This is a genomic window from Ruegeria sp. CDSB029, from assembly GCF_059611125.1.
In genome coordinates, this window is record NZ_JBXWOX010000005.1 from 92,249 (window position 1) to 110,196 (window position 17,948).

The 17,948-nt window shown below is 55.8% G+C and carries 14 protein-coding genes and 1 tRNA gene; 14 read left to right on the forward strand and 1 reads right to left on the reverse strand.

The annotated features are described in order from the left end of the window. Positions 1-101 precede the first annotated feature (101 nt). The 3 genes from AC2FI8_RS07840 (at position 102) to AC2FI8_RS07850 (ending at position 2,202) form a co-directional block, all read left to right on the forward strand. Entirely contained in the window at positions 102-683 is a 582-nt protein-coding gene (locus AC2FI8_RS07840) for a TetR/AcrR family transcriptional regulator (protein ID WP_496778269.1), read from the forward strand. Then, positions 680-1,837, forward strand: coding sequence for an acyl-CoA dehydrogenase family protein (locus tag AC2FI8_RS07845; protein ID WP_496778270.1), 1,158 nt, complete (start codon positions 680-682; stop codon positions 1,835-1,837). Before AC2FI8_RS07840 ends, AC2FI8_RS07845 begins: the two co-directional genes overlap by 4 nt. 167 nt (positions 1,838-2,004) lie before the next feature. After that, a complete protein-coding gene (locus tag AC2FI8_RS07850) occupies positions 2,005-2,202 on the forward strand; it encodes a hypothetical protein (RefSeq protein ID WP_496724700.1) in 198 nt (65 codons plus the stop codon). A gap of 212 nt (positions 2,203-2,414) precedes the next feature. Here AC2FI8_RS07850 and AC2FI8_RS07855 read toward each other — a convergent pair. After that, positions 2,415-2,499, reverse strand: a tRNA-Leu gene (locus AC2FI8_RS07855). Between the two features lie 787 nt (positions 2,500-3,286). On the opposite strand from AC2FI8_RS07855, the gene AC2FI8_RS07860 reads away from it, so the two are divergent. From AC2FI8_RS07860 to AC2FI8_RS07910, 11 genes are all read left to right on the forward strand, one after another. After that, a complete protein-coding gene (locus AC2FI8_RS07860) occupies positions 3,287-3,682 on the forward strand; it encodes a hypothetical protein (RefSeq protein ID WP_174822482.1) in 396 nt (131 codons plus the stop codon). A 2-nt stretch (positions 3,683-3,684) separates the two neighbouring features. Then, positions 3,685-5,697 carry a dynamin family protein gene (locus AC2FI8_RS07865; protein ID WP_496778272.1) on the forward strand — a complete coding sequence of 671 codons (2,013 nt, stop codon included), beginning with the start codon at positions 3,685-3,687 and terminating at the stop codon, positions 5,695-5,697. 8 nt (positions 5,698-5,705) lie between these two features. Next, positions 5,706-7,430, forward strand: a complete 1,725-nt coding sequence (locus AC2FI8_RS07870) for a dynamin family protein (RefSeq protein ID WP_496778274.1) — start codon at positions 5,706-5,708, stop codon at positions 7,428-7,430. A 32-nt stretch (positions 7,431-7,462) separates the two neighbouring features. Then, positions 7,463-7,864, forward strand: a complete 402-nt coding sequence (locus AC2FI8_RS07875; RefSeq protein ID WP_496739044.1) for a hypothetical protein — start codon at positions 7,463-7,465, stop codon at positions 7,862-7,864. A 23-nt stretch (positions 7,865-7,887) separates the two neighbouring features. Continuing rightward, positions 7,888-8,748 (forward strand): hypothetical protein, encoded by an 861-nt coding sequence (locus tag AC2FI8_RS07880; RefSeq protein ID WP_496778276.1) that lies wholly within the window; start codon positions 7,888-7,890, stop codon positions 8,746-8,748. Positions 8,749-8,814: 66 nt separating this feature from the next. Further along, positions 8,815-10,857: a dynamin family protein gene (locus AC2FI8_RS07885; RefSeq protein WP_496778277.1), complete on the forward strand. Its 2,043-nt coding sequence runs from the start codon at positions 8,815-8,817 to the stop codon at positions 10,855-10,857. Beyond that, positions 10,854-12,140, forward strand: a complete 1,287-nt coding sequence (locus AC2FI8_RS07890; RefSeq protein WP_496778278.1) for a dynamin family protein — start codon at positions 10,854-10,856, stop codon at positions 12,138-12,140. Before AC2FI8_RS07885 ends, AC2FI8_RS07890 begins: the two co-directional genes overlap by 4 nt. Before the next feature lie 338 nt (positions 12,141-12,478). Then, complete coding sequence (locus AC2FI8_RS07895) at positions 12,479-14,641, forward strand: serine/threonine protein kinase (protein WP_496778279.1); 2,163 nt, start codon at positions 12,479-12,481, stop codon at positions 14,639-14,641. Between the two features lie 205 nt (positions 14,642-14,846). Beyond that, positions 14,847-15,863 carry an FHA domain-containing protein gene (locus AC2FI8_RS07900; RefSeq protein WP_496778281.1) on the forward strand — a complete coding sequence of 339 codons (1,017 nt, stop codon included), beginning with the start codon at positions 14,847-14,849 and terminating at the stop codon, positions 15,861-15,863. Between the two features lie 3 nt (positions 15,864-15,866). After that, on the forward strand, positions 15,867-16,652 hold the full coding sequence (locus AC2FI8_RS07905) for a PP2C family protein-serine/threonine phosphatase (RefSeq protein ID WP_496766413.1): 786 nt from the start codon (positions 15,867-15,869) through the stop codon (positions 16,650-16,652). A gap of 22 nt (positions 16,653-16,674) precedes the next feature. After that, positions 16,675-17,937, forward strand: a complete 1,263-nt coding sequence (locus AC2FI8_RS07910) for a type 2 periplasmic-binding domain-containing protein (RefSeq protein WP_496778283.1) — start codon at positions 16,675-16,677, stop codon at positions 17,935-17,937. Positions 17,938-17,948 lie beyond the last annotated feature (11 nt).

The window sequence follows — 17,948 nt, forward strand, 5'->3', positions numbered from 1 at the left end:
CTGACTACCTTGGTCAACGAAGATTTACCAATGCGACGCGACGGAAGATGACGGAATCGATGCCAAAAAAACCCTCAGTCCAGGATCAAAGGTCCCGAGATATGCAGGTCAAAATCTGCAATGCGACGGTCACTTGTCTGGATCAGCTTGGGTATGCCGAGACCACTTTTGCCAAAGTACAAGCCAAGGCGGGTATCTCACGCGGGGCAATAACGCATCACTTCCCCACGAAGCAGGCATTGGTCGCAGCGACCGCAATGCGACTATTGGGCAATGCGCAAAACCCGCTCTGGCCACATGATCGCGCGCCTCAGCCCGTCTATGACCTGATTATGTCTGCCTGGGCCAATATCGTAAATTCCGCAGGTGGGCGCGCCATAGTCGAGATTCTGGTTGCTTGCCGAACCGACCCGGCACTGTTCGGAATGCTGGAAAAAAGCCTGAGAGACTGGGACAAATCGAACCTCACCCTGATCTCCGCCCGGTATGTCAGCGCAACGGGTGACCGTGACGACACTGAATTATTGTGGAGTATCGCCCGGAATTTCCTGCGTGGTTTGTTGTTGCATGAGAAATTTGTTTCGTCGCCAGAATACCTTACGCAGATGATGGATCGCTTTGCCCACATGATGGAAAGCCAGCTTCAGGTATTGCCCGAAAACGACGTTGAGGAGGTCAAATGACTCTGCCATCCCCTTTCATGACCCCTGAACGCGAAGCTTTCCGCGGAAATTTCCAGCGTTTTGTCGATGCCGAAATCAAACCTCATATTGAGCAATGGGAGGCGGATCGCAGCGTCCCGTGGGAGCTGCATGCCGCAATTGCTGAGTTCGGCGTATTTGGCTTTGGGATCGATGAGGAATACGGCGGTCTAGGTTTCGACAACGCCTTTATGCGCCATGATTATAGTGAAATCCTGTTCGGCTGTGGGGCATCCGGTATCGGAGCCGCCGTTGGGGGACGTACGATTTCCATCAGCCCAATTGCGAAATTTGCTTCCGAGGAGTTCAAACAGAAAGTGCTGCCCGAGATCATCTCGGGGCGCATGATGTCGGCCCTTGGGATCACCGAACCAGGCGCAGGGTCGGACGTTGCCAATATTCAAACAAGTGCCGAGCGCAAAGGCGGCCGATGGATTCTGAACGGGGAAAAGACCTATATCACCGGGGGTATGGATGCCGAATGGTTTGTGATCGGCGCCCGCACTGGCGGCCCGGGCCTGACCGGTATCTCATTGTTTTTGGTCCCTCATGACGCGCCCGGGTTCAGCCGCACGCCGTTGGGTGGCAAGATGGGTTGGCACAGTTCACAGCAAGCGACGCTGCATTTCGATGATTGCGAGCTGGATTCTACTGCCCTGTTGGGGCCTGAGAACAGGGGCTTTATCGCAATCATGAACAACTTTAACTTTGAACGGCTTGGCCTGACATCCGCTTCGTTGGGTATGATGAAACTATGCTACGATAGTGCCCTGGACTGGGCACGGGAACGCAAGACATTCGGCAGGCGACTGGTCGAACATCAGGTCATTGGCCACAAGTTTGCAGAAATGTCTGCCCGGATTGATATGAATGAGGCATATATCGAACGGATCTGCTGGGCAATTGAACAGGGCCTGATGCCAGTCGCCGAAATTGCAAAGGCCAAGGTTCAGGCCACGACGTCACTGCAATTTGTTGCTTCCGAAGCGATGCAGATCTTTGGCGGTGCCGCATACATGCTGGGCAATCCGGTCGAGCGGATCTGGCGCGAAATCAAAATAATGGCAATTGGCGGCGGATCCGAAGAGATAATGCGCGACCTGGCCGTGCGCCAGATGGGATTGGCCGGGCAATAGTGGCGGCGTTGTGGGTCCGCAAGCGCGTGCTATGGACGTGAAGAGATCGCTGAAAGGCCGAAATTAACCAAATTCTTTGGTCAGCAATTGCCGAAAATGATCAATGCACAATTGCGCAATCATTTTTGACAACCTAAGTTGCGCCAAACTCATCACGCGAGGGAATTATGGATATTTGGTTCTATGTGGGGCTTGGCTTGTTGTTATGGGCTATCAGAGACTTGGTGTTTGGTTCGACCTACTTGTGGGAACGGGTAACCCGCGCTGAAAATCCGGGAACCTACTGGGTTTGCGTTTTGGTTTGGCTTGTCGTTGCATTGGCTATTTTAGCCACGTCACCAACGACCTACTACCTGTTCTCCTGACTGCGCGTTCCGAAATGCAGGCCATGTAACCTGCATTTCCAAATCATAGAGGCCGGTGTTTTCACTATGGATGCAGTCACCTAATCGTTCGCTTGGCGAGCGGACCCGACTGTTCAAACGTCAAAATCCAGTCGGCTGTCCCGTACGAAACGTTGGTCATTGCCTGAAAGCCGGCAAAGGCGGTCCGGACGGGAAAATTCTCTGAAATGGTATGGTGCGGGTGGAGGGACTTGAACCCCCACGCCTTGCGGCGCCAGAACCTAAATCTGGTGCGTCTACCAATTTCGCCACACCCGCAACCCAGGCACTCGGTGCCGGAATGTCGGGGTGAATAGCAAAGCTTGCCACAGAGTGCGAGAGGGAAAATTGAGTTGTGCGCAAGATTATTGATGACATCGGCGCAACATGCTTCTGAACTGACCGTCGTGCACATATGGTGTCTGCCGGACGCTGCCGCTAAGCGGGATGCGGGATATTCTCATGTGTTGCTGTTCGCGGCAGGAAAGCAGCCTGATTTTTGGCGTTCTACGAGTAGAGAGAAAAGATTACTTGGGCAAGTTTGACTAATTTTATTGTTTTGTATTTAGCAACACTCAGGTCCCTTTGGTGAGAAGAAGAAAACTATCTTACGTTGAGTAAAATGCCCCTCATCTAAGGGCGGGCTATGATGAGAACCCAAAGACGAATGCAACATACATATATTTTACAGACGTCCTCTGGGTAGATTTGGTGTCAGGTTGATTTCAAAAGATAGAGTAATTACTGTTTATGAACAGTGCTCTAGACGCACTACCAAAAATACAACACGTGCGCATCGTTGCAAGTTTTCTGCTCTTGAATGCTGCTAACGATAAATGGCGCTGTTCACATTGACGCCGAAAATACGCCCGTAGGTTGTGGTTGAAAAATGTTACCAAACACAATTGCGCCACAATTCAAACGCCAAAAAATCTTATTCGCGTCAAAATAAGACCGCCTTGAAAGTCACTTATGAGCAGTAGGAGTTAATGAGTCTTTTTTGCCTTCGGGCGCTGTACGAGTTTTTTCGCTCAACTCCAGTACAAGGGTCGGAAACGTGACCAATATGATGAACTCCGCTGCTGCCGAGCAAGAAGCCGTTGGCCTTGCGCGTGAAAGTTTTCTTGGTGAACTCAAATCCCTGAACCGCGACCATCCAAACACCGGGTTTGGCGTTTCGTTGCGCACCCGCTCCGGGCGGCGATATTTGCTAGCCAACTCGCGTATGCCGCTGCCCGAAACCAAATCCGAGGGCTTTCCGACCGGGCGTCGTCTTGCCCGCCTTGAAAACAGCGAGCGATTTAGCTCGATCGAAGTTCTGGCGGATTGCCACACCTTCGAATCGATTTCGCCGGGGGCCGAAGCTGCGATCCTGGGCAATGCCCTGAATCTGATCGCCCGAATCGACACCATGACCAGCACGCCGACAGACACGTTGGCCGCGACAGGAACCGGAGGCTGAACATGGCGCGCAACGACCATCTTTTGTCAGTTGGCAATGAGGCACTGACGCCCATGACGTCAGCGATGAACTCGCTGACCGCACAGATTGATCAACTGACAGAGGTGGCGGATGCACGTTCGTCCGCACGTCTTGCCACGCTCAAGACGCGGATGGAGAATTTCTCGGCCAGCGTTACAATGGTCGGGCAGGTCAAGGCTGGTAAGTCCTCGATCGTGAACATCCTGGCCGGGCGCCCTGCCCTGCTTCCATCGGATGTAAACCCGTGGACATCGGTGGTGACCACGTTGAACATCAACACCCGCACCGAAGGCGACAAACGCGCCAAGTTTACCTTCTTTGAACAGGAAGAATGGGACAATCTGATGGTCGGCGGCGGCCGCCTGGGTGAGTTGGCAAACCGCGCCGGAGCCGATGACGAGATGGATGACATTCGCCGCCAAATCGGCGAGATGAAGGCTAAATCCGAATCCAGATTGGGCCAGCATTTCGACCTGATTCTGGGGCAGAGCCATCAATATGATTACTTCGACGAAGAGCTGATCCAGCGCTATGTCTGTCTGGGTGACGAAGATGACCCGGACATCAACCCCAAGACCGGGCGGTTCGCCGATGTGACGAAGTCGGCAGAGCTGTATATGGATATCCCGCAATACCCGATTGCGCTCAAACTGTGCGACACGCCGGGTGTCAACGATACCTTTATGGTCCGCGAACAGATCACCCTGCGCAGCTTGCGCGGATCTGAGGTCTGCGTTGTTGTTCTGGCTGCCAGCCAGGCGCTGACGACAATGGACATGGCGCTGATGCGCATTATCGCGCAATTCGAAAACCGGCAGATCATCCTGTTTGTGAACCGAATTGACGAATTGGCGGATCCGGTCAATCAGGTGCCGGAAATCCGCGACCGCATTCAGGATACACTCAAACAGAACAATATCGACGCCAATACCAGTGTTGTCTTTGGCAGCGCCTTGTGGGCCGAGGCCGCGTTGACGGGCAACCCTGAGATTCTTTCCGATGAATCCCGCGAGGCGTTGAACACGTTCTATCTGGCCGCCGGTTTTGGCGATCAGGCACCCTCGCTCGACAAGATTTGGGCACTGTCCGGCTTGCCCGATTTGCTGTTGGCCATGAACGAACGCATCGCCGAAGGCGCAGGCACCCGGTTGCTGGATCGCGTCCGTCACCGCGCCCGCAATATCGCCAGTCAAATCCGCGCCACGGCCGTTGCCAAGACCCTTTCGGGCGGCGAAGGCCTTGTGCGTGATTTGGACGGGGTATCGCCAGAGGAAGCGATTGCCACACTCTCGGATCAATATGAAAAGAAAGCGGTCGAATTGACCGCATCCCTGCGTGCGAAGGTGTTGGAGCGACTGAATTCAGCGGAATCGAACTTTGTCAAACGTGCAACGGATTCGCTGATTGCCCACCTTGAGCTGAACGGCGAACAAGGCACATGGCAGTATGACCCAGCGGGGCTGCGCACCTTGCAAAAGGCCGCATATTTCAGCTTTGCGCGGTCGATGCGCAAAGAAGCAAGTGCGCTGTACAATACGGCGGCCGCAGATATTGAGACGCTTTATCAGAAGATACTGGGCAACCACCTGGGTGAGTTCAGTATCGAAGCGCCCATTGTTCCGCGTGTCCCACCCCCACTCGGAATTGGGCGAACAATCGCTTTGGACTTGCAAAGCACCTGGTGGCGTCGCTGGTGGCAGCGCCGCAAAGGGTTCGAAGCTTATGCAGCCGACTATACGCGCCTGATCGCGTCCGAGGCGAATTCGATCACCAAGGATATCGAAGAAAATCAGGTCGCAGCCGTATTGGAAAACGTACGTGCCGTCCTGTCGGATTTCATGCGCGAGCAGAAAGAGACGTTGCTTAGCATTTCGGCCTCGGCCGAGAATGACCCAAGCCGCAACGCAGCTCTGATGGCAGGACTGACACCACAGAAATCGCGTGACGATATTCTGGGCGACATCCTGAAAGATCTTAGTAACGAGGCAGCATAAGTAGCGATATGGCAAAAGACTCACAAACCCGTTTCGTCTCGCCCAAAGCATGGGAACGCATCGAGCAGTGGTCCCGCCGCAAGCCGGTCTTTGCCCTTATGGGAGAGTTCAGCGCCGGCAAATCGACGCTGATGAACTTTCTGCTTCGGTCGCACGCGCTGCCAACCCAGGTGACGGCCACACAGTTACCGCCGGTCTGGTTCAGCTGGGGTAAGCAATCAGCCTATGTGCAGCGCCATGATGGTATGCGCGAGAATATTGAACTGGATGCGTTGGAATCGATCGGCGTAAACGACGCCCAATTCATTCGTATTTTTCTTGAATCCGATATCCTCGAAGCGGTTGATCTGATCGACACGCCGGGTATCTCGGACCCCAAGATTTCAAACGATGTTTGGCGTCGCGCCGTAGGTCAGGCCAATGGCGTGCTGTGGTGCACACATGCAACCCAAGCCTGGCGCGAGACCGAGCGGGCGACTTGGGTCGCCCTGCCCGAACGGTTGCAGCACAACTCGCTGCTGTTGGTAACACGTGCGGATACACTGGGTCCGAAAGACCGCCAAAAGGTGTTGCGCCGGGTCAACCGCGAGGCAGGGCATCTGTTCAACCGGTCGATTTTGTTCTCAGCTCGCGATGCGATCACCGCCCGCGACAAGAGCGGCGATGCCGAACTGTGGGGACGCAGCGGTGGCGGCAAGATGGTAGACAGCTTTCTTGAGATCACCGAGCAGATCATGGACAATCGCGCAGACATGCTGGCGCGGTACCAGATCGACAATAGCCTTGCTGATGGGCCACGTGTCCAACCGATCCCCCCACGCAAAACCACTGAAAGCGCAGAACAGCCCACTCCACTAAAGCTGGTCAATCCCGTTCAGGACAAAAATGCGCAGGACGAAGTGGTAACAAGCTTTCCTGTACGCCCTGCCCGCGTTGAAGCACGCTCAAACGATACGGAACGTGTCCCCCGGATTGATGCGGATGAGGCTGAACGGTTGCGCGCTGAGATGACCGCGATATCGGAAGAAACCAAACCTGAGACCGAAACCGATCAGGACGAGCTGCGTTCTTTCTTCCGGGAAACGCCCAGTCAGCCTCTGAATTTGGCCGATGTTGCCGAGATCCCTTCGGAAGAAAACGCGTTTCTTGAACTGGATGACGAGGATTTCGACGAAGAAGAGACCTTGGAACTGGAAGCCGAGGGTGAAGGCGAGGCAAATCAGCCTGACACCGGCTCCGATGGTCAGGATCACCTATTGGCGTCGATTGAGGATAAGCTGGCTGACGCAGCTGAAGATGCTGTATCCGAAAACACCGAAGCAGACGCGCACCGCGCTGACACATCTGTGTCGTCAATCGTTGCATTGCTCGCCGAGCAATCGGATGGTACGGCCGATGAGTTCGAACTGGAACCAGAGACCAGCGGCCTGATCGAAACACAGGTCGTGCCGATGTCAAACGGAACGTCCGAGGCCGAGCCTGAGTCTGAAACCCTTGAGAAATTGCTGAATGCGGACGCCGGATCAACACTCAGCGCATCGGCGATGTGGCGCGAGATCACCGCTGGTGAGGATCTTCCCGAAGACTCCGAAGGCCTGAAAAAAGTTTTTGTGGCCTTCCTAGAAGAGTTCGACAAGATCGCCGCTGAACACGGCGCCCGCGACGCAAAAAAAGACGTTTCAACGCTTCCGAAAGCCGGGAACAAGGGCGGGGCTGAATGGCATGTTTTATAACGTGAAATCAAGGTAGAAGGACGGGAAGCCCGATGTCTATCGAAGCCGCATTGAAATCTGCGATGGAAACGATACCCGACTGCGTCGCAGCCGGGTATATCGACATGGAAACAGGGATGTTATTGGGGACCAGTGTCCGCGATCAAGAGGACGCCGAAGTGCTGGACAGTCTCGCGCTTGCGGTGGCGAACCTGTTTCAGGGCGGCGGCGTGGGCGCTTTTGAAACATTGCTGCGGCAATCAGGTAATACTGATGCCGAAAATCCGGGATTTGGGGAAATCGCGGTGTTTTCAAAGGATCGGTTGAACATTTTCTTGCGGACGCAGGCCTATCCGGATCATGTGGTCTGCTACATCTGTCGCAACAGCGCGAATGTAGGGTTGGCACTGACAAAATCGCATCTCAGTCTGGGGCCCGTCGCGGCCGCAGTTTAGACGGGACCAGAGGGGGTCACGGCATGATGGATACAAACATACTCGATTTGCTCGAGGACATTGGGCGATCATCGGTTGCCCGACTGGAGCCAGCCGTCGCGCTTGCTGGAGACACTGCGCTTGAGCGCCGCGAAAAGGTATTGCAGTCCATCCGTGGCACTGTTTTGCCGCGCCGGTTGGAGTTTACGGCTGCCAATGGCGATTGTCTCGCGATTGAGGTCAACAGCTCTCGGGTTACTGATGTCTTTCGTGTCCGGTCCGGCGTTGCGCCTGATTTCGAGACCGAAGAACGCGATACGCTGGCTGGACAATTGGCGCAACTGGTAACCGATATTGCCGCGGCGCCTGCACCGCTCAGCCTGATATCCCTACGGCCGGACGCCACGCTGGAAGCGGACGATGTCGGAATCACTTTTAGCGAAATCGCTAGTGCTTGCACGATGATCGAAATGCCCGCTGAACCCGTCATAGCGGTTGTTCCGGACACTGCCGAGCCCGCAAATGACGTAGAAACAACAGACGATGCCAGCGATTTGGCCAACCAGTTCTATCTCGGTAGCCAGCGTTTGGCTGTTGGTCGCATCCGGGTCAAAGCTGAAGGCGGGGAAATGGTTCAGTCTGACGGCGATTGTAGTGAAGATCAGCCATTACATGCAGATGAAACTTTGCTGGCGCAGTTCGCGAGTGACCTGTCGGGCTGGGATGATGACGCGGCCGCCGCGCTGGATCATCCACAACTGATCGTCATGCGTCCGTCCGGTGGCAAGGGGTCTGGTTTGGCCGTCCTGAATGACGGTAAAGAATTTTCCATGGTCGTTCACGAGGCGCGCAAGCTAGGCGCCATTGTGAATCTGTGGACATCTCTGACGGAGCGTTCCGAATGAGCGCGCCCGTAATATTCAATTTTTCGACTAATTCAATCTGTGATTGCAAGTGCCCAGGGTAACAGTATGAGTGAAAATAACCGTCGTGAGTTAATAAGAATCGCCGAAGATATGAACGGGGTCAGCAATGACGAGACCCGCCAGTTCATTTCGCGTATTGTCGGGGACCTTTCAAATCTAAAACCGTCAATCGCATTTGTCGGGCAGATCAAGGCTGGCAAGTCTCGCCTGATCAATGGCTTTACCGGGCAGGCCGAATACCTGCCTTCGGATGTGAATCCGTGGACGACCGTAATCACCGATATGCATTTCGGTCACCCCTCGGGTCGGACCGAAGGGGCCGAATTTCATTTCTTCGATAACCGTCAGTGGCAGGCGCTGATCGCCGAGGGCGAAGAGCTGCGCAACATGTTCCCCGACGATGAGGACAGCTATAAACGCGAGATGATCGAAGAGCAGGTCGACGCGATGAAAACCCGCGCCCAACTGCGATTAGGCGACAGCTATGAGCAGTTGCTGGGTCAGCATCACGATCTGGAGCATCTGAACTCGGACGATCTGGCCCGCTACGTTTGTGCCGGTGACGATCCAACTGACGGTGAAGAATACGACCCCGGTTCAGATCGGGGACTATACAGTGACATCACGCGCAAGGCCGAGGTCTACTTTGACATTGGCCATTTTCCGTTCCCGCTGACGGTCACGGATACGCCCGGTGTCAACGACCCGCTGCTGATCCGCGAAGAAATCTCGCGCCAATACCTCAAAGAATCCGATTTCTTTGTTGTGGTTTTGTCTGCTCATCAGGCCCTTTCACGGGCAGATCTGAAGCTGTTCCGCCTGATGCAGGCGCTGGAACTGGGACAAATCGTCGTGTTCATCAACCGTGTGGACGAGTTGGGGGGTGGGGCCGAGGATGCCGGAAAAGTCCGGACGGATGTATTGGAAGGCCTGGAAAAAGCCCTGGGCAACTCGGACATTGATGTTCTGATGGGCAGCGCCCAATGGGCCCATTATGCCTTGACCGGCGACGATACCGGCGTGAACCACGATCACGTTCTGGCTTGGCTGCGCGCCCACCCAGAGCAGATGAAACAATATCTGGACGGTGTAGAAGAGATCAAACAAGGTCCCGGCCCGATCAGCCGTGAGGGCGTGTTGCGCTTTGCCGCAATGATCGCCTCGGGTCTGCCCGATCTGCGCCGCCATGTTACCAACGCCTTGACGCATGGGCCCCGTGACGAACAGCTCAAGATGGCCTGGCAGCACCTTAACAGTTTTGCCCAAGGAGAGCTGGAACGGTCCAAGGCCCATCTGCGCGTAATTGACGACGAAAACTCCGCCGACATGACCGACGGCGACGAAAACGACAAAACATTGGCCGAGCTGCGCGCGCTGGTTTCGGAAAAAACCACACAGATCATTGACGATATGGATGATGTGTTGGCCAATCTTCGCGGCGTCATGGATGACACTGTGTCCGAGGCCGTTTCTGCTGTTGTCCGAGGGCCGAATGGCGATTCCCCTTTGCTGGCCAAGGGCGGTGACACCGAATTGAACTTTTCGCCGCTGCGGGACCGCATGCGCGAGCTGGTTCAGGGTGCGACACAGGTGGTGCGGCAGCGAATGCTCAGCGAGCTTTATGCTGTCGACATGAACAGCAATGCCGCACTTCGCGCCCTGCCCGGCTGGCAAGACCCGACCGACAGTCGGATGAATACCAGTGCGGTTCGGTGGTTCCGTCCGGATACCACCGCACTGACGCGTGGCATTACCGTGGAACTGCGCGTCAGTTGGCTGTCCCGCCTGATTTCGCGTAAAAGTGTGGTCGCTCGGGCCGAACGGATGATCGTTCAGGAATTCGAAATGATCGGGGACGATCTGGTGGACACGGCGCGCGCCGATCTGCTTGAGCGTCTGAACACCGTTCTTGATCACTATCTGGCCTTGTTGGCCGGACATCTTGAACAACGCGCCGGAACCGGCCAAACCAATGTTCGTTCAGAAGCACAGGCAGCATTCGATCAGGCACAACGTGTTGCAGATGATCTGGATGCGGTATTTGGCGGCAATAGCGCCGACAAGAAATTAGCAGAGGCTGCGGAATGATTGAATTTCCCGGAACCGAACAGGAAGTACGCAAGCTTGAACGCTTCCTGACCGCCACCGAAAACCTGCCTTCAGAGGCGGGTCTGGACAAGATGCGCGAGCGAGCCTTGTTCCATGCCGAACGGCTTTCGAATGCGGTAAACATCGGTTTTGCCGGGGAATTCGGGGCCGGAAAATCCAGCCTCGCAAACATGCTAGCCGGGGCGGACATTCTGCCAACCGGCCCTCAACACTTGAAATTGCCATTGGTTATCGTGGCCTATGCGGATGCACCGGAAACCACCGTTGGCTGGTGGGACAAAGAGCCCAAAGTTTATTCCGGCATTGCGCTGGAAAAAGCCGCGACAGACGACCCGGACTTTATCTCGATCGGGCTGAATACCCCTGCCCTGCAAGAGATCTCATTGTTCGATCTGCCGGGAACCGGCGCATTGGATGACACCTACAAGTCCACTTTGGACCTATTGTCCTATGTCGATTGTGCCATCTGGTGCACGAACGGAACCAATGCCTGGCGTGAGACTGAGCGCCACCTGTGGGCACAAGTTCCGCAAGAGTTGCGCTCGAATAGCTTGCTGGCCGTAACCCACGCGGATCTCCCCCCGGTTCGCGACGCGCTGGACCGTGTTCTGAACCGATTGGAAAAAGAAAAAGGTAAATTCTTCCGGTCTGTCGTGCCTATCGGCACACCAGTCGCGGTCAAAGCCATGGCGCAAGAACCCGAGCCCGATTTTGATCTGTGGGAGACCTGTGGCGGTCAAAATTTGGCCGAACAGGTCCTGCAAGTAGCATCCGAGCGGCGTTTGAAGGATTTGGAAGCTGCCCGAAATGACATCGAGCAAGAGTTTCTTCCGTATCTCTCCACCCTGAACATCGCAGAAGCTGAACCAGCGCAGGTCGAAGCGCCCTCGATTCATGCGACGTTGGAATCCGCCCTTCCCCCACTTGAAAACCCAATCCTTGAAGACTGGCTGGCGGCAATTGCCAGCATCTATGACGACTTGCGCGAGACATCAGATATAGAACCGGCCGCATTCCTGAACAGTTGTCAGGAAATCGTCGAAGATTTTGCGGAGCGTCTGGAGCAAGGAGGCGAAATCGCCACTGAAGCCGACTGGATCCCCGGTGAGTTTGAAAAGGCCACCGATCTTCTTTTGCTGCTGCAATTCGAAAGCGGTGACGCGCCACTGAAGGACGCAATCAGCATCCTCGCCCAGCTAAGCGACAACCTCGCCTGGGCCGGCAGCCGCGTCGATTCCGTTCAGGCAAAAACCGGAACCTGACGCCTACCCGTTTTAATTGAGCCGCAATGCAGCGATTCGAAGCCCTCAGAATCGCGCGTTTATTGTTTCGGATTTAGTGACCAATCCGCAAAAAACAGGCACTCAGTCCGCAAGTTTTACCGGTAAAAAATCAACATTTAGATTCACGCGCACGCAATGGCACCATATGTGCATTTTCTTGGCGCTGGGTTCTTAGTGAAGCCATCAGGCGGCCCCAATAAAGTCAAATTTGAAACGTCTAACGTACTTGAGTGTCCTGCGGTTGTGTTTGGTTGTGAGTTCGCGGGCTGAAAGCCCAGTTAAGTAAGCCGCAAAACGATTAGAACGGGCGGAAAGAAATGAGCCACAACCAGGCCGTCGGCGCGACGCACGACGAACCGAAAATTGAAGGTCTTCAACCAGGCGCCAAGCTGTTGCGCGGGCAGTATGAAATACTGCGCTTTATCAGCAATGGCGGGTTTGGGATCACCTATCTAGCGCGTGACAGCCTGGAACGCGAAGTGGTGATCAAAGAGTGCTATCCCGGTGCCCTTTGCCGTCGCAATGGCGACTTGGTTGAACCGGTTGAACCGGGCTACAAAGACGATCTGCGCGCGATCATCGACCTGTTTATCCTCGAAGCGCGCAATCACGCCCGTCTGGTGCACCCCAACATTGTGGATGTACATCAGGTCTTCGAAGACAACGAGACAGCCTATATCGCGATGAACTACATCCGCGGCTGCGATCTACTGGATTATGTCGAGAACCCCGAAAACAAGGCTGGCCCCGATTTTATCGTTCAGGTCACTGAAAAGATGCTGTCGGCGGTGTCTTTCATCCACCAAAGTGGCATGCTGCATCGGGATATTTCGCCAGACAACATCCTAATAGACGAAAACGGCGATCCGGTTCTGATCGACTTTGGTGCCGCGCGTGAGCAGGCAGCGCACCAGTCTGCCGCGTTGATGACCCTGCGTGTCATCAAGGATGGGTATTCACCGCACGAATTTTACGTGCGCGGCGCAGAGCAAGGGCCAAGCAGTGACCTTTATGTTCTTGCGGCGACGCTCTATCACGCAATCAGTGGCGAACGTCCGATCGACGGCCAAACCCGCCTGAACGCCTTCAACAACAGCCAGCAGGACCCCTACACTCCACTCGCCGGGCGCTTCGAAGGCTATCCCGACGGGTTCCTTGAAGCCATCGACAAGGCGATGGAAGTTCACTCAACGGACCGCCTGCAGACGGCACTCGATTGGTTACGCATGTTCCGCGGCTCCAGCGTGATGTTCGACAGCTTTGACTATCGGCCGGTGTCTGTGATCGTGGCGATGGACCAGAAAGACGAAGAAGAAGAAAAGGCCAGGATCAAGGCTGAAAGCGAAAACGCCGAAGCCGTTGTCACCGCATTGCTTGCCGGAAACACAGACATTGCACTGGGCAATGAGGACAAGAACGACGACGGGCTCGCTACGTTCACATCGAAGGATGAAGCTCCGGTCGCGGTGGATACCGTGGTCAAAAGCGGATCCAGTGGTGCAGGCAAAATTGTTGCGGGTGTGGCCGTGGTCGCCGCTTTGGCGGCAGGCGCGTTCTTCCTGATGTCCGGAGAGGAAACTCCGGTCGAGGACACCGCATCGACCCAAACACCCGTGGTGGCGGAACCGGTGGAAGAAACCGCCGCAGTCGAAACATCTGAGCAGGAACCGGTCGAGCAAGTGACCGCAGCCGAAGTGGAGCCGGCACCAGAACCAACTGAGCCCACGCAGGCCGAAGTCGCATCCACTCCAGAGCCTATCGAGCAAGCGCAAGAAGACCCGGTCGCCACGGAGCAGGAAGAAGCTGCGGCGACGGAAACGGCCGAAGCCGCGACCGTTGAGCCGACGCCGCTTGTTCCGGCGGAACCGGTGAACCTGGCAGAACAGCAGATCGCATTCTCTCACTGGGACGTTGACATCCCGTTTCAGACATCACGCCGTCGGGCTTCGACCGGCAACGTGATTGCGATAACCGGTGTTGACCAGGATATGGACGCGTCAATTGTGGGTGAGTGGGTCAAGCGCGGCGCCACGATCTTTACTCTGAATGGCACACCGGTGCAGGCGGATACGACTTTTGCCGCTCAGGTGTTGAACGATCTGAAGGTGGACCCGGACGGCTACATCCGCGTTTCTGCCCGGTATCGCACATTGGGTGAAACCCGCCCTCAGAACGGATTGTTGGCACTGCCCGCGATGCGCGTGCTCGGCCTGGAAAATGGCTACGTTTTCACAATTCAGAACAAAGACGGTGCGGGATGGAAAACAGTCCTGAGATCGGTTCCGCCCGAGGCGACAGGCAGCTTGCAGGAAGGGGATGTCCTGGTCGCAGAGACAAATTCGGGAACTGGCATTGATGGCTCGGACAGCCTTGATGTTTTGTTGGCCAAACTTGTTTCCGAAAACCAGCCGCAGGCCCGTTTCAGCGTTTTGCGCAGTGGGGTCGAAACGAATGCTGACATGCCCTTAGCGCAGGAGTGATCTGACCGGTTCGTGTGTGATCTGCCAGTAAGTGTTTGCTGAGGGTTGTGTCAAATTCGGCACCCCTGACGGGAACCGGCCCGTCGCGGAAGTAGAAAGTGACTTGTTATCGCAACTATCCATGCCGTTGTGCAACCGCGCACAGAGGTAAGAAGCAGCCCCATGGGACCGTTGTCCTGTGCCAAGAAATAAAGGTGTCGACACCATGTTCAAATACAAAAGCCCTCTTAGCCGGCTTCTCGAAGGTGCCGGCAAACCGAAAGAGAACGAAGCCGAGGAAGCTGTAACGCCAGAGGCGGAAAAGACCGAACCAATCGCCGATTTCAATGCCCTGCGCGAAGCGCTGGCAGGCGGCAATATGACCTCGGACAGCTACGAAGAAACCGATGAGTTGGTACCCGAAGAGAAAATGCCAGATTTCTCTGAGGAAGGCGCGCTGGACACAACTGAGGCTGAGGATGAAATCGTCGTCGCTGAAGTTATCGCAGAAGTTCAGGACGTGGAAGTTCAGGACGTGGCGGACGAGGCACCCACGCCCGAAGCAGAGACCGTGTTGACGCTGCACTCGGCAGTTGAAGAAGAGGTCGAAGCGATCACTGAAGAGGTTGTCGAGCACGAGGTAGTTCAAGTCGTGGACCCCGAGCCGGAACAGATTATCGAGGTTGTCGCTGACGAACCCGCCGCAGAACCGGTTGCAGAAACACCGGTCGCCGAAGAACCACTGGTTGAGGTTGCACCGGTTCCGCAACCCGCGGCTGCCGAAGATCGTCGTGGTCGCGTCAAGACAACCTTCCTGGGTTTCGAACGCGCCGATACACATGTGCAGGACCTCATTGAGACAGCAGAACCTGCAGCCAAAACCGACAATGCCGAACAGTCTTTCCCGGTTGGTTGGCTGGTCATCACTGGCGGTCCGGGTCGGGGTGCAAGCGTAACGCTGACCGAGGGCTTGATGCAGATTGGACGCAATGACGATCAGGCCATTCAACTGGACTTTGGAGACACTGGTATTTCCCGCAGCAACCATGCGGTGATTGCCTATGATCCCGAGGACCGCAAATGTTACTTGGGACACGGCGGCAAGGCCAACCTGGTGCGCCTGAACGGCAAGCCGGTCCTCAGCACCGTCCCACTGTCCAGCGGGGACCTGATCCGCATCAGTGAAACCTCAATCCGCTTTGCCGCCTTCTGTGACGATGGCTTTGACTGGCGGGATTCCTGATAGATGCTGGCGACACCGGCATATGATATTGCGCTGATCCTGGACAAGGGCCAGCGTGACACGCAGGAGGACGCGGTTGCCTCGCGCATGTTCGATGCGGCGAACGCAAGCTATGTCGTCGTCGCTGACGGCATGGGCGGGCATGCGGCGGGCGAAGTCGCCTCTGACCTTGTGATCCAGGCCTGGCGTGACGCGTTAGATGCTGAGCTTGAAGGTACAACAACACCCGAGTCCGCATTGATCGACGCGTTGCCCCTGGCGGCGATGCAGGCCAATGCCTCCATCGCCCGCTATTCCGAGGAACAAGAGGCTGGATTCAACATGGGTTCGACCATGTTGGGCACTTTGTTGCTGGGCCAACGGCTGTTCTGGATTTCGATCGGCGACAGTCCACTATACTTATTCCGGGACGGAGAGCTGTCGCAGATCAACGAAGATCACTCGATGGCACCCATGATTGATGCGCAAATGGCCGAAGGCACTTTGACCGAAGCCGAAGCGCTGGCGCATCCTGACCGCAACCAACTGACTTCGGTCATCATGGGTGCTGCAATTCCAAAGGTCGATTGCCCGGAAACCCCGTTGGACCTGACACCTTCGGATGTTTTGGTTCTGGGAAGCGACGGCCTGCAATATCTCAGCAACGCAGAAATTCAGGCCATTCTTCAATCCAATGCCAGCGGGCTTGCACAAGACATAGCCGGGGCGCTGCAGGCCGCGCTGAACGCTAAGGGCGACCCGGATCAGGACAACATCTCAATCGGTGTTGTCAAACTTACAAAAAACTAAACAAGGCAAAGCAACAGGACCCATGAGAAACCATCTGATCATATCAAGCCTGGCACTTGCTGCCGCAGCGGGCACTGCCTCGGCGCAACAGGCGTGCTCAACCTACGAAATCCAACGCGGCGACAGCCTGCGAGAGCTTACGATCGAAGTGTATTCGACCGAAGACTTTCGTATCATTTACGATGCAAACCGGGACGTGATCGGCAACAACCCGAACATCATCCGGGTGGGTGACGTTCTGACCATGCCTTGTCTGGAAGAGATCGGCCGTGCCCCGGCCGCTCCGCAGACCGAAGCCGAGGCAATGGCCGCGGAAATGGCAGCCGAGCTGGTCAAGGCCGCCGAGGATCGCGCGGCGAAAGCCATCGCCGAGGCGGAAGCCCGCGTTGCCGATGCCGAAGCAGAAGCCAAAAAGGCAAGCGAAGATGCAGTGATCGCCGCAAAAGCGGCAGCCAAGGACGAGATCGAAGCCGCCCGGGCAGAAGCCGCAGCGCTGATCCGTAATGCAGATGCCGGCGAACGCCCGGAAATCCGTGACCGTCAGTTGTTGCTTATCACTGGCGGTGACTATGCGCCGTTCACCGACGAGGCGCTGCCCAATCGCGGGCTCTACACCTACCTTGTCGAAACAGCGATGCTGCGCGCCGCGCCCGAACAGTCCTATAAAATCCAGTTCGTCAACGACTGGTCCTCGCATCTGGACCTTCTGATGCCGACACTCGCGTTCGATGCCACCTTCCCCTGGTCGCGTCCAAACTGCGAAGAGGCCGGGGCGCTTTCTGAAAAAGATCGCGCGCGGTGTGATACATACAACTTCTCTAACCCATTCTACGAAGTTGTGGACACGTTCTTTGCCCGCGACGGCTCGGGCTACGAGCAAACGCTGACCTATGCCGACTTCGCCGGGACAACCATCTGTCGCCCGGAAGGCTGGTCTCTGTCGCACATGGATACGGTTGGATTGTACGAACCGGCAATCTCGCTTTTGCGTCCGGTTTCACCCGATGACTGCTTTCACGCGCTTATGAACGGGACGGCCGATATCGTTGCGATCGAGGCCCACCTGGCTGTCGAGGCAATCGGACGTCTGGGCTATGAACACCGTATCATCGAGAACCCCAATCTGGCGGCTATCAAGTCGCTTAACGTCATGACCCACAAAGACAATCCGGATGGGGAAACGATCCTTGAGACGCTCAATCAGGGTCTGGCGATCATGCAGCAATCCGGAGAGTGGCGAGACATCGTGGCAGCCGCTCTGCGTCATCAAATGGAAAACGGTTAAGGCCCCTTTTG

What these genes read in the sequence shown, in the direction of transcription:
- AC2FI8_RS07900 (WP_496778281.1), top strand. Translation starts at nt 14,847, where the DNA reads ATGTTCAAATACAAAAGCCCTCTTAGCCGGCTTCTCGAAGGTGCCGGC.
- AC2FI8_RS07910 (WP_496778283.1), top strand. Translation starts at nt 16,675, where the DNA reads ATGAGAAACCATCTGATCATATCAAGCCTGGCACTTGCTGCCGCAGCG.
- AC2FI8_RS07885 (WP_496778277.1), top strand. Translation starts at nt 8,815, where the DNA reads ATGAGTGAAAATAACCGTCGTGAGTTAATAAGAATCGCCGAAGATATG.
- AC2FI8_RS07890 (WP_496778278.1), top strand. Translation starts at nt 10,854, where the DNA reads ATGATTGAATTTCCCGGAACCGAACAGGAAGTACGCAAGCTTGAACGC.
- AC2FI8_RS07895 (WP_496778279.1), top strand. Translation starts at nt 12,479, where the DNA reads ATGAGCCACAACCAGGCCGTCGGCGCGACGCACGACGAACCGAAAATT.
- AC2FI8_RS07905 (WP_496766413.1), top strand. Translation starts at nt 15,867, where the DNA reads ATGCTGGCGACACCGGCATATGATATTGCGCTGATCCTGGACAAGGGC.
- AC2FI8_RS07875 (WP_496739044.1), top strand. Translation starts at nt 7,463, where the DNA reads ATGTCTATCGAAGCCGCATTGAAATCTGCGATGGAAACGATACCCGAC.
- AC2FI8_RS07865 (WP_496778272.1), top strand. Translation starts at nt 3,685, where the DNA reads ATGGCGCGCAACGACCATCTTTTGTCAGTTGGCAATGAGGCACTGACG.
- AC2FI8_RS07840 (WP_496778269.1), top strand. Translation starts at nt 102, where the DNA reads ATGCAGGTCAAAATCTGCAATGCGACGGTCACTTGTCTGGATCAGCTT.
- AC2FI8_RS07880 (WP_496778276.1), top strand. Translation starts at nt 7,888, where the DNA reads ATGATGGATACAAACATACTCGATTTGCTCGAGGACATTGGGCGATCA.
- AC2FI8_RS07850 (WP_496724700.1), top strand. Translation starts at nt 2,005, where the DNA reads ATGGATATTTGGTTCTATGTGGGGCTTGGCTTGTTGTTATGGGCTATC.
- AC2FI8_RS07870 (WP_496778274.1), top strand. Translation starts at nt 5,706, where the DNA reads ATGGCAAAAGACTCACAAACCCGTTTCGTCTCGCCCAAAGCATGGGAA.
- AC2FI8_RS07860 (WP_174822482.1), top strand. Translation starts at nt 3,287, where the DNA reads ATGATGAACTCCGCTGCTGCCGAGCAAGAAGCCGTTGGCCTTGCGCGT.
- AC2FI8_RS07845 (WP_496778270.1), top strand. Translation starts at nt 680, where the DNA reads ATGACTCTGCCATCCCCTTTCATGACCCCTGAACGCGAAGCTTTCCGC.